Annotated in this window: 6 protein-coding genes; all 6 read right to left on the reverse strand. The window is 75.9% G+C overall.

Annotated elements, in window-relative coordinates; all coding sequences use genetic code 11:
- Nucleotides 1-2: 2 nt before the first annotated feature.
- Nucleotides 3-6,545, reverse strand: coding sequence for an amino acid adenylation domain-containing protein (locus ACZ518_RS21705; protein WP_469114636.1), 6,543 nt, complete (start codon nt 6,543-6,545; stop codon nt 3-5).
- Entirely contained in the window at nt 6,542-11,854 is a 5,313-nt protein-coding gene (locus tag ACZ518_RS21710; RefSeq protein WP_469114637.1) for an amino acid adenylation domain-containing protein, read from the reverse strand. Before ACZ518_RS21710 ends, ACZ518_RS21705 begins: the two co-directional genes overlap by 4 nt.
- 82 nt (nt 11,855-11,936) lie before the next feature.
- A complete protein-coding gene (locus ACZ518_RS21715; protein ID WP_469114638.1) occupies nt 11,937-12,179 on the reverse strand; it encodes an MbtH family protein in 243 nt (80 codons plus the stop codon).
- A 145-nt stretch (nt 12,180-12,324) separates the two neighbouring features.
- Entirely contained in the window at nt 12,325-13,506 is a 1,182-nt protein-coding gene (locus ACZ518_RS21720) for an FAD-dependent monooxygenase (protein WP_469114639.1), read from the reverse strand.
- Nucleotides 13,503-14,951, reverse strand: coding sequence for a condensation domain-containing protein (locus ACZ518_RS21725; protein ID WP_469114640.1), 1,449 nt, complete (start codon nt 14,949-14,951; stop codon nt 13,503-13,505). The genes ACZ518_RS21720 and ACZ518_RS21725 overlap by 4 nt, the downstream gene beginning before the upstream one ends.
- Complete coding sequence (locus ACZ518_RS21730) at nt 14,948-15,664, reverse strand: DsbA family protein (RefSeq protein ID WP_469114641.1); 717 nt, start codon at nt 15,662-15,664, stop codon at nt 14,948-14,950. The genes ACZ518_RS21725 and ACZ518_RS21730 overlap by 4 nt, the downstream gene beginning before the upstream one ends.
- Nucleotides 15,665-15,688 lie beyond the last annotated feature (24 nt).

Here is a 15,688-nt window from a genome sequence, read left to right on the forward strand (position 1 = left end):
GATCAGCCCTTCCGGGGGTGGTCTGCGCCGTCCTGGCGGGCGGCGGCTTCGAGCGCGGTGGCGGTCTGGGCGACCGTGTGGTTGCGGAGCGCGGTGGCCAGGTCGAGGGCCAGTCCGTGCCGGCGGGCGGTGACGAGCAGCGGTGCCACCAGCAGCGAGTCCCCGCCGAGGTCGCGGAAGTCGTCGTGCACGCCGACCTGTTCGAGGCCGAGGACCTCGGACCAGACCTCGGCGAGCACCTTCTCCAGGTCGGTGCGGGGGGCGGTGTAGGGCAGCGGGGTCGCGGTGGCCCGGCGGGAGGCCAGGGCGGCCTTGTCGCGCTTGCCGTTCGCGGTCAGCGGGAGCCGTGCGACGACGGTGACGGTGGCCGGGATGACGGCGGCGGGCAGGACGGTGCGCAGCCGGTCGCGCAGGGCGGGGACCTCGACGGGTGCCCCGTCGGCGGGGACCACCCAGGCGGCGAGCCGCTTGCCGCCGTCGGCGGCGTCCACGGGTGCGACGAGCGCCTCGCGGACGGCCGGGTCGGCGGTCAGGGCCGCTTCGGCCTCGCCGGGTTCGACGCGGTGGCCGCGGATCTTGACCTGCTCGTCGGCACGGCCGGTGAACTCCAGGATCCCGCCGGGCAGGAGGCGGGCCAGGTCGCCGGTGCGGTAGATGCGGGTGCCGGGGAGTCCGTACGGGTCCGGCAGGAACGATTCCGCGGTGAGTGCGGCCTGTCCGGCGTAGCCCCGGGCCAGTCCTTCGCCGCCGAGCCAGACCTCGCCGGCGATGCCGTCGGGCACCGGCCGCAGCCGCTCGTCGAGGATCCGCAGCAGCACGCCGGGCAGGTTGGAGCCCAGCGGGACGAGGGTGCGCCCCGTGTTCGGGCGGACGTACCCGAAGGTGGCGGCGACGGTGGCCTCGGTGGGTCCGTACTCGGCGCCGAGCAGCATCCGCCCGCCGGCCGCGGCGATCCGGGCGGAGACCCGCTCGGCCTGCGCGGTCGGGTAGGCGTCGCCGGCGCAGACGGTGATCCCGGCGAGGCCGCCGAGCTCGCCGTCGGTGAGCTGCGCCTCCAGCAGCTGGAGGTGGCCGGGGGTCAGGCCGACGAAGGAGTACGGGGCTCCGGCCAGCAGCAGCGGTCCGAACTCGCCCGGCTGCCAGTCCTGCGGCAGCAGGTGCACCGGCTGCCCGGTGAGCAGCGGTGCGTACAGGGCGGGCATCCCCAGGTCGAAGCCGACCGAGGTGAACCAGGGGGCTCCGCCGCTGCCCGCCTCCGCGTACGCCCGTACGGCCCAGTCGAGGTAGTGCGCGAGGGCGCGGTGGGTGACCTCGACGCCCTTGGGGGTCCCGGTGGAGCCGGAGGTGTGCAGGACGTACGCCAGCCGGTCCGGGTCCAGGCCGAGGCCGAGCGGGCCGCCGTCGCCCTCGTTCGAGACGTCCTCGGCGGCGAGCACCCGCCCCTCGGGCAGGATCCCGGCGAAGCGTCCGGCGTACGAGGCCTGCGTGAGGGCCAGTTCGAAGCCGAGCCCGGCGATCCGGGCGTCCGGGGTGCAGGGGTCGACCGGGAGCTGTGCCGCGCCGGCCTTCCACACGCCGAGCAGGGCGGCCACCAGCTCGGGCCCGCGGTCCAGCAGGACGGCGACCCGGGTCTCGGGGCCGGCGCCGAGGGCGCGCAGCCTGCGGGCGATGCGGTTGGCCCGCTCGTCGAGCTCGGCGTACGAGGTGCCGGGGGTGCCGGCGCCGGTGAGGGCGGTGGCCCACGGGGTGCGGGCGGCCCGCGCCTCGAAGCCGGCGAGGACGTCCACCGGGGTCTCGGGGTGCGGCAGGGGCGGCGCGGCGAGGCGGGCCTTCTCGTAAGCGCTGGGGAAGGCGCCGGTGGCGTCCCCGTCGGCCCCGGTGCGGGCCATCTCGGCGAGCACGGCCCTGTACAGCCCGGCGAGGCGTTCGGCGTTGGCCTTGGCGAGGGTCCTCGTACGGGAGGCGATCGACATGTGGCCGCGTACCGGGGTGCCGACGACGAGCGGGAACTCGTTGGGGCTGTCGTCACGGCTGGCCATGATGTCGATGAGCTCCACGTCGACCTGGTGGAAGTCGAGGTAGTGGAAGAGCACGTCGATCAGGTGGCTCTCGCCGCCGGCCACGCGCATGGCGGGCATCGGGTAGCGGCGGTGCGGCCACAGCGAGACCTCGCGGGCGAACACCTCCTGGGCCAGCTCGCCCCAGGTCGCGGCGCCCTTGCGGTAGGGGAAGGGCACGGAGTTGAGGTACATGCCGGAGACCCGCTCGGCGCCGGCCTCCTCGGGGCGGGCGTCGGCGACCATGCCGCCGCGGAAGGACCCGGCCCGGGTGAGCATCGACAGGACCTTGCTGTGCGCGGCGTGCAGGACGCTCTTGTACGGGACCTGCGCGGCCGAGGCGAGGGCGCGCAGGCCCGGCTCGACCTCGGCGAGCTCGATGTCGATGCGGTAGCGCTCGTCGATGCCGTGCGGGTCGCCGCCCCAGCCGGTGGGGATGGTGAACTTCTCGTGGGAGTCGACGAGTTCGCGCCAGTAGTCGCGGTCCTCGGTACTGGCCAGGGAGCGCAGCTCGCCGGCGATGAAGTCGGCGTAGCGCACGGCCGGGACGGGCGGGGCCGGTTCGGGTTCGCCGCCGGTGCGGATCGCGTTGTAGGCGCGGAGCAGTTCCATCAGCTGGGAGTGGTAGCTCCAGCCCTCGATGACGGGGTGGCACTCGGTGATGGACAGCCACCAGCTCTCGTCGTCGACGAGGTGGACGGCCATCCGCATGAGGGGGGCGGCGGTGAGGTCGAACAGCTCTTCGCGGTCGCGGTCGGCGAAGGACCACAGGGTGGACTCGCGGTCCTCGCGGGGCAGGTGGCGCAGGTCCTCGAAGACGCACGGCATGGAGACGGTGCCGACGGCGTGGACGAGCTGGAGCGGCTCGCTGTAGCCGGCCATGGCGAAGGAGGTCCGCATCACCTCGTGGCGTTCGACGATCAGGTCGGCGGCGCCCCGGAAGACCTCGGGGTCGAAGGGGAGGGCGTCGCGGATCCGGAAGGAGGTGATGTTGTGGTAGCGGTTCTCGCCGCTGCGGCCGTGCATCTCGACGAGCATTCCGGCCTGGATCCGGGAGACCGGGTAGGCGTCGGTGACGTCGGCGGGCAGGGTGAGCCGGTCCTCCTCGGAGATCAGGGCGAAGGGCGCGACGGGCCCGTCCGCGCGTTCGGCGGAGCCGTCGCCGGCCTGGTCCGCGAGGGCGGCGCGCAGCTTGGCGACGGTGCGGTGCTCGAAGACGTCGCGGACGCTGGTCTCCCAGCCGGCTTCGCGCAGGGCGCCGACGAGGGAGACGGCCCGGATGGAGTCGCCGCCGAGGTCGAAGTAGTTGTCGTGGACGCCGACCGTCTCCAGGCCGAGGACCTGGGCCCAGACGGCGGCGATGGAGGCCTCGGCGGCGTCGCGGGCCCCGACGTGCTCGCCGACGGCGGTGGCCTCGCGGCCGGGGGCGGGCAGGGCGCGCCGGTCGAGCTTGCCGTTGGCGGTCAGCGGGAGGGCGTCCAGGCGCAGGTAGGCGGAGGGGATCATGTAGGCGGGGAGGGCCTCGGCCAGCGCGTCCTTGAGGGCGGCGGGGGCGAGCGCGGCCTCGTCGGCGCCGGGGGCGGGGACGAGGTAGGCGACGAGCTGCTTGTCGCCGGGGGTGTCCTCGCGGACGAGGGCGACGGCCTCCTCGACGGCGGGCAGCGCGGTGAGGGCGGTCTCGATCTCGCCGAGTTCGATGCGGTAGCCGCGCAGTTTGACCTGGTGGTCGATGCGGGCGACGAAGTCGAGGCTGCCGTCGGGCAGTACCCGGGCGAGGTCGCCGGTGCGGTAGATGCGGGCGCCGGGGGCGCCGTACGGGTCGGGCAGGAAGCGCTCGGCGGTCAGGTCGGGGCGGCCGGCGTAGCCGCGGGCCAGGCCGGTGCCGCCGATCCACACCTCGCCGGGGACGCCCAGCGGCAGCGGCCGCAGGTGCTCGTCGAGGACGTACATGGTGGTGTGGGGGATGGCCCGGCCGATGGAGACGAGCTCGGTGGTGACGGGGCCGTGGGGGGCGCCGTCCGCGGCGAGGAAGTGCGCCGAGTTGCCGACGGTGATCTCGGTGGGGCCGTACTCGGCGGCGAGGCGGGTGCCGTCCGGTCCGGCGGCGGCGGCCCAGCGCTCGGCGAGGCGGTGGGTGAAGGAGTCGCCGGCGGCGATGACCAGTCCGGCCAGGTCGCGGACCTGTGCGGGGTCGAGCTGCTGGGAGAGCAGGTCGAGGTGGCCGGGGGTGAGCTTGATGAAGGCGTACGGTCCCCCGTCCGCGAGCAGCGCGCCCAGGTCGGCGGTGTCGAAGTCCTGGGGCAGCAGGTGGACGCTCTGCCCGGTCATCAGGGGGGCGTACAGGTCGGGGACGCCGAGGTCGAAGGCGACGGAGGAGAACAGCGGCGCGCCGCCGGTGCCGGCCGAGGCGTAGGCGCCGGCGGTCCAGGTGAGGTAGTTGGCCAGGCCCCGGTGGCCGATGAGGACGCCCTTGGGCTTGCCGGTGGAGCCGGAGGTGTAGATGACGTAGGCGAGCTGGTCGATGTCGTACGCGGCGGGCAGTTCGGCCTCGGCGGTGGCCAGCGCGGTTCGCTCGGCCGGGTCGTCGACGATGACGACGTCGAGGGACACGGCTCCGTTCTCGAAGCGGTCCGCGTGCCGGGACTGGGTGACGACGAGCCGGGTGCCGGTGTCGCCGAGCATGAAGGAGATGCGCTCGTCGGGGTAGCCGGGGTCGATCGGCACGTACGCGGCTGCGGCCCGCCAGACGCCCAGCAGGGCGGCGACCAGGTCGGGGCCGCGGTCCAGGAGGACGCCGACGGTGTCGTCGGGGCGTACGCCGAGCTGCACCAGCCGGCGTGCGAACCGGTCGGCCCGGGCGTCGAGTTCGGCGTACGTGAGCTCGCCGGAGGCGTGCCGGACGGCGACCGCGCCGGGGGTGGCGGCGATCCGCTCCGCGATGGTCTCGAAGACGGGCCGCAGGGCCGCGGAGTCCACGGGCGCGCCGACCGGCTCGGCGGGGCCGTCGAGGAGCAGGGCGCGCTCGGCGTCGCCGATGAACTCCAGGGTGGACAGGGGGGCGCCGGGGCGTTCGGCGACGGCGGCGAGCAGCGCGGCGTAGTGGCCGGTGATCCGCTCGGCGGTGGCCGCCTCGAACAGGTCGGTGGCGTACTCCAGGGCGCCGTGCAGGGAGCCGTCGGGGCGTTCGGCCAGGTGCATGGTGAGGTCGAAGCGGGCGATCCGGCCGCTGGCGGCGACCGGGCCGGCCGTGAGGCCGGGCAGGTCGGGGCTGTCGGAGCCCTGGCCGGAGGCCAGGTCGAACATCACCTGGAAGAGCGGGGTGGTGGACAGGTCGCGTTCGGGCTCCAGCTCGTCGGCGATCTTGTCGAAGGGGGTGTCCTGGTGGTCGAAGGCGTCCAGGACGGCGGTGCGGTTGCCGGCGAGCAGTTCGCGGAAGGCCGGGTCGCCCTGCCAGCGGCCGCGCAGCACGAGGCTGTTGTAGGCGTAGCCGGCCATCTGCTGGAGTTCGGGGCGGGTGCGGCCGGAGACGGCGGTGCCGACGCTGACGTCCCGCTTGCCGGTGTAGCGGCCCAGCAGTGCCTGGTAGGCGCTGAGCAGAACCATGAAGAGGGTGGCGCCCTCCTGTTCGGCGAGGGTGCGCAGCCGGGCGGCGGTGGCGGCGGGCACGTCGAACTCGGCGACGGCGCCGGCCCAGCCGCGTACGGAGGGCCGGGGCCGGTCGGTGGGCAGGCCGAGCGGTTCGGTGCCGGCGAGCTGTCCGCGCCACCAGTCGAGGGCGGCCTCGGCGGCGGGGCCGCTCTGGCGGGCGTTCATCCAGGCCGCGTAGTCGGCGTACTGGACGGGCGGTTCGGGCAGTACGCCGTCCAGCGGGCCGGTGACGGTGCCCGCGGCGCGGTAGCAGGCGGCCAGGTCGGCGAGGAGCAGCGGCCGGGTCAGCGCGTCGCAGGCGATGTGGTGCATGACCACGACCAGGACGTGGTCGTCGGCGGCCAGGCGCAGCAGGCGCACCCGGAGCGGGGCCTGGGTGGCCAGGTCGAACACCTCGGTGGCGCGGGCCTGGGCGAAGGCGGCCGCGGCGGCGTCCCGGTCGGCGTCGGCGACGCCGGTGACCTCGGTGACGGCGTAGTCGACCGGGCCGGCCGGGTCGACGGTCTGGCGGGGCTCGGCGCCGTCGAGGAGGTAGCGGGTGCGCAGGATCTCGTGGCGGGCGGCCAGCGCGTCGAAGGAGCGGCGCAGGGCGCTCTCGTCGAGGGTGCCGCGCAGCCGGTGGGCGAGCGGCAGCAGGTACTCGGGGCTGTCCGGGTCGAGCTGGTGCAGGAACCACAGCTGGCGCTGGCCGGCGGAGAGGGCCAGCGGTGCCCCCCGGTCGGCGCGCGGGATCCCGGTACGGGTCGGGACGCCCGCGGCGCGGCCCGCGCGGCCGGCGAGCCGTCTGCGCAGCAGCTCCGCGCGCAGCTCGTCCTGCGTGGGTGCGGTGGGTGCGGTCACGGCTGGTACTCCCTGTGGGCGATGGCGAGTTCGGCGTGGTCGAGCGTCTCTATCTCGAGGCGGACGGCCTCTTCGACGGCGGCGGCGAGACCGGCGACGGTGGGGTGCTCGAAGACGGCGCGCAGCGGCATCTCGACGTCGAACTCCTCGTGGAGGCGGGCGATGACGCGGGCGGCCAGGACGGAGTTCCCGCCGATCCGGAAGAAGCCCTGGCGGGCGCCGATCCGGCGGGTGGTGCCGTCCTCCCCGGCGAGGACCTCGGCCCAGATCTCGGCGACGATCTCCTCGACCGGGCCCTCGGGCGCGGTGTACGGCTCGTCGGAGAGGGCCGCGGCGAGGTCGGGGGCGGGCAGGGCCGCCGTGTCGACCTTGTTGTGCCGGGTGAGCGGGATCTCCGGTACGGGCACCAGCAGCGCGGGGACCATGTAGTCCGGCAGGCTGCGGGCGCAGTGGTCGAGGAGTCCGGAGTCCGAGGGCGGGTTGGAGCCGCTGGGGACCCAGTAGCCGACGAGCGCGGCGGTGGAGCCGGTGCCGTGCACGACGACCGCGCACTGCGAGACCCCCGGGTGCTCGGCGAGTACGCCCTGCACCTCCCCGGTCTCCACGCGGCGGCCGCGGATCTTGGCCTGGCCGTCGGCGCGGCCGGCGAACTCGATGGTGCCGTCGGCGGACATCCGGGCCCGGTCGCCGGTGCGGTAGAGGCGGGCGCCGGGGGCTCCGTACGGGTCGGGGACGAAGGAGGCCGCGGTCAGGCCGGGGCGGCCGTGGTAGCCGCGGGCCAGGCCGGCGCCGCCGACGCAGAGTTCGCCGGTGGTGCCGTAGGGGACGGGCTCCAGGTACTCGTCCAGGACGCGGGCGGTGATGTGCGGGTAGGCGCGGCCGACGGGTACGGCGGTGGCGGTGTCGTGCGCGTCCCAGCGGGTCGCGGCGATGGTGGTCTCGGTGAGCCCGTACTCGTTGACGAACCGCAGCAGGCGGCGGGACAGGTCCCGGGCCAGGGCGGGCGGGCAGGGCTCGCCGCCGGTCTGGCCGACGAGCGGGCGCCGGCCGAGCCCCGCGTCGATGAGCATCTGCCAGTGCGGCGGGGCGACCTGGAGGTGGCTGACGCCGTGCTCCTCGATGAGCCGCAGCTGCGCGGCGTGGTCGCCCAGGTCCCGTTCGCGGGCCAGGACCACCCGGCCGCCGGCGACGAGCGGCATCAGCAGCTCGGTGCAGGAGATGTCGAAGGTGGGCTGGGCCAGGGCGAGCCAGGCGTCGTCGGGGCCCTGCCCGAAGTCCAGGTGGGCCTGCGAGGCGCGGAGCATGGCCAGCAGGGTCCGGTGCTCGACGGCGACGCCCTTGGGGCGGCCGGTGGAGCCGGAGGTGTACATGATGTACGCCAGCCGCGCCGGGTCCGCCGGTGCCTCCGGCGGTGTCGTGGGCCAGGACGGCAGCCCCTCGGGGTGCTGCTCGTCCGGCCCTCCGGTACGGGTCCACGAGGCGAGGCCTTCGGCGGCGAGTGCGGGGTCGCTGGCCGAGGCCAGGGCGGCGGCGCCCGCGGCGGCGGCGAAGTCCGCGCTGGGCGCCCAGGCGGCGAGCCCGAGGCCGGGCCGCGCGGCCCCGGCGGGCCGGGAACCGGTCGCACCGGGCGCGGACCCGGCGGAGGCCGGCCCCGACTCGACCCCCTGCGAACCGCCGGAGGTCAGGGCGGCCAGGCGCTCGTCGGTGTCCACCGCCAGCCAGGGGCCGTCGTGGTGGCCGCGCAGCCGGGTGGCGCCGGCCAGGTCGGAGACCAGCAGGGTGGCTCCGGCGTCCTGGAGGACGTAGCCGAGGCGGTCGTCGGGGGCCGCCGGGTCGAGCGGTACGTAGGCGGCGCCGGCCTTCCAGGTGCCGAGGTAGGCGGCGATCAGGTCGGGGGTGCGGCCCAGCATGACGGCGACGGTGGTCTCGGGGCCCGCGCCCAGTTCCCGCAGCCGCTGCCCGAAGGCCTCGGCGCGGCGCTCCAGCCGGGCGTAGCTCCAGCTCTCGCCGCCGCAGACGACGGCGGTCTCGTCCGGGGTGCGGCGGGCGACGTCCGCGATCGCGGTGTGCACGGCCTCCTCGTCGGCCCGGCCGGTGCCGGGTTCGGGGGCGCCGGGGCCCAGCGCCAGGATCTCCGCGCGCAGGGCGGCCGGGAGCAGGTCGGCGCGGCCGAGGCGGACCCCGGGGTCGGCGGTGACGGACTCCAGGAGCCGGACCCAGCCGGCGGCGAACCGTTCGACGGTGGCCGCGTCGAAGAGGGAGGTGGCGTACTCGACCATGCCGAGCAGGGAGCCGTCGGCCTGCCGCTGCACGACGAAGGTGAGGTCGGTGCGGGCGGACCGCCAGGCGCCGCGGAAGGCCTCGACGTCGTCCGCGGCTGTGGCGGTGCCGGTGCGGCCTTCCTCGTGCAGGTCGAACATGACCTGGTAGAGGGGGGTGCGGCCGGGGTCGCGGGACTCGTCCAGCTCGGCGACGAGCCGGTCGAAGGGCAGGTCCTGGTGGGCGAAGGCGGCGCGGGCGGTGTCGCGCACCCGGACCAGGGCCTCGGCGAAGGTGGCGTCGGCGGGGGCGTCGCAGCGCATCACCAGGGTGTTGAGGAAGAAGCCGACGGCGTCGGCGACCTCGGGCCGCTCGCGTCCCGCGACGGGCACGCCGACGGGTACGTCCCACTGACCGGTGAGCCGGGCCACGAGGGTGCCGAACACGGTCAGCAGGGTCTGCTGGAGGGTGGCGCCGTGGCCGCGCCCGAGGGCGGCGGCCCGTTCGGTCAGCTCGGCGGGGACGGTGAACACGTGTGCGGCGCCGAGGCCGTCGCGGACCGCCGGCCGGGGCCGGTCGGCGGGCAGGTCGACGGGGAGGATGCCCTCCAGGGCCTGCTTCCAGTACGCGAGTTCCGCGCCGGCGGCGGATCCGGCCAGCCGGCGCCGCTGGTGGGCGGCGTGGTCGGCGTACTGCACGGGCAGGGCGGGCAGTTCGGCGGTGGTGCCGTGGTGCGCGGCGCCGGCGAGGGCCAGCAGGTCGCGTTCGAGGACGACGGAGGACCAGCCGTCGCAGGCGATGTGGTGGACGGACAGCACGAGGTGCAGCGAGTCCGTGCCGCGGACGCTGAGGGCGCGCCAGACGGGGCCGTTCTCCAGGTCGAAGGGGCGGCTGAACTCGTCCTCGATCAGGGCGTTGCGGGCGGCCGCGGTGTCCGCGCGGGTGGTGCGCAGCTCGACGCGGGCGTCGGCGTCGGCGATCTGCACGGGTTCGGTGCCGCGCAGGGCGTAGCGGGTGCGCAGGATCTCGTGGCGTTCGGCGAGGCCGGTCAGGGCGGCGGCGACGGTGTCGTCGGCGTACTCGTGCGGCAGGGTGATGAAGACGGGCGCGTTCCACTCGGCGCTGCCGGGGCGCATCCGGTCCATCAGCCACAGGCCCTGCTGCCCGGGCGACAGGGGCAGGCCCCCGTCGGGGCGTTCCACGGGCCGGACGGTCCCGTCGGCGTCGGGCCCGGCGGCGGCCAGGGCGGGGGCGCCGGCGAGCAGGGCGGCCTGTGCCTCCACGGTGGTGGCGGTGAACAGGGCGCGGAGCGGGACCCGGGTGCCGGCGGCGGCCGTCAGGGCCTCGGCGAGCCTGCTGAGGAGCAGGGAGGCACCGCCGAGCTGGAAGAAGTCGTTGGTGGCGCCGATCTGCGCGGCGGGGATGCCGAGGAGGGCGGACCACTGCTCGGCGACGACCCGCTCGGCGGGGGTGCGCACGGGGACGTGCGCGCCCTCGGCGGCGGAGGCGGCCGCGGCGGCCGGCTCGGGCAGGGCGGAGCGGTCGATCTTGCCGTTGGCGGTGAGCGGGAATTCGGCGACGGGCACGTAGACGGACGGGATCAGCGGGTCGGGCAGGGCGCGGCGCAGGAAGGTGCGCAGTTCCTCGGGGCGCAGCGGTTCGCCGCGGGACTGCACCCAGGCGACGAGGCGGTGTCCGCCGGAGCCGTCGGGGACGGCGGCGGCGACGGCGGCTCGGACCCAGGGGTGGGCGGCGAGGGCGGCCTCGACCTCGCCGGTCTCTATGCGGACGCCGTTGACCTTGACCTGGTGGTCGAGGCGGCCGAGGTACTCCAGGGTGCCGTCGGCCAGCCAGCGGACGCGGTCGCCGGTGCGGTAGAGCCGCTCGCCGGGCGCGCCGTACGGGTCGGGCACGAAGCGTTCGGCGGTCTGGTCGGGGCGGCCCTGGTAGCCGAGGGCGAGGCCGACGCCGCCGGCGTGCAGTTCGCCGGGGACGCCGACGGGGACGGGCCGGCCGGCCGGGTCGAGGACCAGGGCCCGCATGTGGGCGATGGGCCGGCCGATGGGGACGGCGCTGGTCTGCTGGGCGGGGTCCCAGCGGTGCTCGGTGACGTCGACGGAGGCCTCGGTGGGGCCGTACGTGTTCCAGATCTCGGCGCGGGGGGCCAGCTCGGCGAGCGCCCGGCAGAGTTCGGCGTGCAGCGGCTCGCCCGCGCTGAAGATCAGCCGCAGGGCGCCGGCGTCCTCCCAGCCGGCCTGTTCGACCAGGCGCCGGTAGACGGAGGGGACGCCCTGGAGGACGGTGACCCCGTGCGCGGCGACGGCGCGCAGCAGGGCGGCGGGGTCGCGTTCGGCGTCCCCTGGCGCGACGGCCACGGCTCCCCCGCTGATCAGCGGGGAGAAGACCTCCAGGCCGGCGGCGTCGAAGCCGATGGTGGTCTTCAGCAGGAAGCGGTCGGCGGCGCCCAGCTTGTGGCGGTGGGCCAGCCAGCGGACCCGGTTGGCGATGCCGCCGTGCGGGACGAGGACGCCCTTGGGGCGGCCGGTGGAGCCGGAGGTGTGCAGGACGTACGCGGGCCGGGCGGCGTCGGGGGCCAGCGGGAAGGCGGCGGCCTCCTCGTCCGGTACGGTCCGCGGCGCGTCGGCGATGTCGAGGACGGTGGTGCCGGCGGGCAGCCGGGCGGCGGTGCCGGCCGCGGCGAGCACGACGGCCGCGCCGGCGTCCTCCAGTACCAGGGCGAGGCGGGCCTCGGGGTAGTCGGGGTCGAGGGGGACGTAGCCGGCGCCCGCGAACCAGACGCCGAGCAGCGCGGCGATCAGCTCGGGGCCGCGCGGCAGGCAGACCCCGACGAAGTCGCCGGGGGCCACTCCCCGGGCGCGCAGGGCCGCGGCGTAGCGGCCGGCGAGCCCGTCCAGGGCGGCGTAGCCAAGGACGGCTCCGTCGGCGCCGAGGACGGCGGGGGCCTGGGGGGTGCGGGCGGCCTGGGCCCTGAACAGGGCGGGCAGCAGCAGACGGCCGGGGGCGGATCCCGACTGCGTACGGTCGTTCACGTTCTCTCCTTCATCGGGATCGGGTGGCGTCGGCCGTGCCCGAGGCCTGGGCGACCGGGACGGGCCCGGCGGTGCGGGTGGGTCAGACCGCGGAGGCGGCGGACATCCGCCGGCGCAGGCTGGCCGGGCGCAGGTCGGTCCACACCTCGGTGATCCGGGCGAGGCATTCCTCGCGGGTGCCCTCGGTGCCCTCGGCGGTCCATCCGGCGGGGAGTTCGCGCTCGGCCCACCAGATCGAGTACTGCTCCTCGTCGTTGAGGACGACGCGGTAGCGGGTCTCCGCCCGGCCGTCGTTCTGCTGGGGGGCGTTCTGCTGTTCGCTCATCGCTGTTCCCTTCGCGTGATCAGGTGTGGCCATCCTTGAAGAGGGCGCTATCGATGCCCTATCGAGCGCATATACGGGCCGGAACGCGGGACGGGCCCCCGGCGCCGGATGGCGTCGGGGGCCCGTGGGGGCAGGGAGGGGCGGTTCAGGCGGCCGCGCTGCTCACAGGGGTGCGCAGGGCGGCTTCCACGTCGTGGTCGAGGATCCAGCTCACGTCGGCGGCCGCGCCCCTGACGTCGCCGCCGGGGCCGCCGGGGCCGCCCCGGGGCTTGCCGCCTTCGCGGGAGCCGAGCTGTACCCGGGTGGTGTGGGGGCGGCGGAGCGCTTCGTAGCGTTCGAGGGCGGCGGCGGTGCCGGGTGCGCCCGGGCCCGCCTCGGCGAGGCAGACGGCGAGGGCGACGGCGTCCTCGACGGCCTGGTTGGCGCCCTGTCCGTGGTGCGGGAGCATCGGGTGGGCGGCGTCGCCGAGCAGGGTGGTGCGGGCGGTGCTCCAGCGTTCCAGCGGGGCCCGGTCGTACAGGGCCCAGCGGCGCACCTCGCCGGCCGCGCCGGCCAGCTCGCGGACCTGCGGTGCCCATCCGGCGAGTACGGAGTCCAGGTCGGCCCGGTCGCCGGCGCCGGTCCAGGATTCGGCGTCGCCCTCGGGGGCCGGGGCCACCACCACGTAGGTGAACTCCCGTCCGCCGGAGACCGGGTAGCACAGCACCCGCGCGTCGGGGCCCGCGAACATGTACATCCGGGCCGGGTCGAGCCCGGGTACGTCCGCCGCGGCGACCAGTCCGCGCAGGGCGCTGTTCCCGGAGTACACGGGGGCGTCGTCGCCGGCCAGGGCGCGGCGTACCGCCGAGTGCACCCCGTCGGCGCCGACCAGTACGTCGGCGCGGTCGGTGCTGCCGTCGGCGAACTCCAGCAGGACCCCGTCGGGGCGCTCCTCGTGGCGGACCAGTTCCCTGCCGGTGCGCACCCGCTCCGCCGGGACCAGGCCGGCCAGCATCCGGTGCAGGTCGCCGCGGTGGACGGTGAGGTAGGGGGCGCGGAACTGCCGCTCCCAGGCCTCGCCCATCTCCTGCACGGCCAGCTGGGCGCCGTTGTGGAAGGCGCGGACCTCCAGGGCCTCGGGGCGGACGGCCAGCTCGGCCAGGCGCGGTCCGAGGCCCAGGCGCTCCAGCAGCCGGGTGCCGTTGGGGCCCAGGTGCATGCCGACGCCCTGCTCGCGCAGGGCGTCGCCGCGCTCGTACACGGTGACGTCCAGGCCGCGGGCGTACAGGGCCGCGGCGGCGGTCAGGCCGCCCAGTCCCGCGCCGATGACGGCGACTCGCAGGCTCACCGGTGCTCCCAGGCGTTCTCGAAGGACTCGAACTCGTCGAAGCCGTCGAAGCCGTCGAGGTCGGTGCCGGCGGTGGTGCCCAGTGCCAGCAGGGCCTCCAGCTCGCCGGCGCCGGCGAGTTCCACGTCGGCGACCGGGGTGTCCGGCTCCTTGACGGCGGCGGCGAGCATCCGCTCGTAGCCGTCGGCGAACCGTGCGACCGTCTCGCGGTCCAGTACGTCCGTGTCGTACGAGAAGACGGCCGTGACCCCGTCGGGGGTCTGCTCGATGCGCAGCAGCAGGTCCAGCTGGCCCTCCTGCTGGGGGATGTCGATCAGGGCGATGTCCAGCCCGGCGTACGGGACGGACGGGCCCTCGCTCGCGCCCGGCGGGACGTTGGGCACCGGCGGCTCCATGCGGTCCATCTGGACCAGGAACAGCGCGGTGCGGAAGACCGTGGCGCGGGGGAAGGCCAGGGCGCAGGGGTAGCGGACGTTGACCATGCCGCGCATGACCCGCTCGCCGGCCTGGGCGGCGGCGCTGCGGAAGGTGGAGCTCGCGTCGAAGTCGGCGCGGACCGGCATGGTGTTGAGGAAGCAGCCGATCACGTCGCGCTGGGCGCGGCCCATCCGGCTGGTGGCCGGGACGCCGAGGACGAAGGCGTCCTGGCCGGTCCAGCGGTGGGTGAGGGCCTGGAAGACGGAGAGGAGGTACGCGAAGGGCGTCACCCCGGCGGCGGAGGCCGCCGCGGGCAGGCCGTCGGCGGTGTCCTTCGCGAGCTGCCGTACGACGGTTCCGCCCCGGTAGGAGCGCAGGGCGGGCCGGGGCCGGTCCAGGGGGAGTTCGGCGGCGGCGGCGCCGGCCAGCGACTCGTGCCACAGGGCGGCGGCCCGCTGCCCCGCCTCGGAGGCGGTGTAGCGCAGCTCCTCGGCCGCGTGGTCGGCGTACGAGCCGGGGATGGGGCGCCAGGCCGGCCCGGTGCCGGCGGCGATGCCCGCGTAGGCGTCGAGGACGTCGCGGACCAGCAGCCAGCGGGAGGTGAAGTCGCTGACGATGTGGTGGGCGGAGGTGACCAGCGTCCAGTCCTCGTCGGAGCGGCGCAGCAGCACCACCCGGAACGCTCCGGACTCCAGGCGGAAGGGGCGGGCCCCGGCCTCCTCGGCGGCGCGGTGCAGCTCGGCCTCGCCGGCTCCGTCGAGGTCGTGGAACTCCAGGCGGACCAGGGGCTGTTCGCTGACGGTGCGGCGCACTCCGGCGGCGCTCTCGGTGAAGACCGAGCGGAGCAGTTCCTGGCGGGCGCCGACGGCGGTGACGGCGGCGTCCATCGCGACGGGGTCGACGCGGCCGCGCAGCCGCAGCGGCATGACGATGTTGTAGGCGGAGGCCTCGGGCGAGACCCGGTAGGCCGTCCACATGGACTGCTGGATCGCGGTCAGCGGCAGCGCCTCCACGGTGGTGGTGCTCATCCGCAGCCTCCCGCGTGGCTCATGTCGGTGGTGCGGCCGGCTCCGACCGCCGCGAGCTCCTTCTCGGCGGGCGCGGCGGGGGCCTCCTGGACGGCGTCCGCGAAGGAGGCGGCGAAGGAGGCCACCCGGTCCAGGCCCCAGTAGGGCTCGCTGCCGTTGATGAAGTACGGGACCCCGAAGACCCCGTCGCGGTGCACGTCCATCAGGGCGGCGGCCCCGCGGGCGCGCAGGCCGGCGTCGTCGGTGGCGGCGGCCACGGCCGCGGGGTCCAGGCCGATCTCCGCGGCCAGCTCGACGACGGTGGCCGGGTCGCAGATGTCGCGGCCCTCCAGCCAGCGGGCCCGCCCGGCGCGTGCCACCCACTCCCGGCCGAGGCCCGCGTCGGCGGCGAGGAACCAGGTCAGGTGGGCCGGCTCCCACCACGGGGCGCGGTCGGCCGGCCAGGTCAGCGGCACGCCACGGTCGGCGGCGAGGCGGCGTACGTCGCGCAGGATGTAGAACTGCTTGGCGCGGCTCATCGGCGTGTACGGGAACTGCCCGCCGGCCTCGTCGAGCAGCCGGGCGGTGGTCCCGTCGGGCTCCCAGAAGGGGCGCCATTCGAGGCGGTCGAGCAGTCCGGGGTGCTCGCGCTCGATGTCGTGCAGGGCGAAGAAGTTGTAGGGGCTGCGCAGGTTGAAGTAGAACCGGGGCGGTTTGGCGGCACGGCCGGCCATGTCGAAACTCCTCTGTGAATCAGG

Source organism: Streptomyces sp. NPDC033966, from assembly GCF_055575955.1.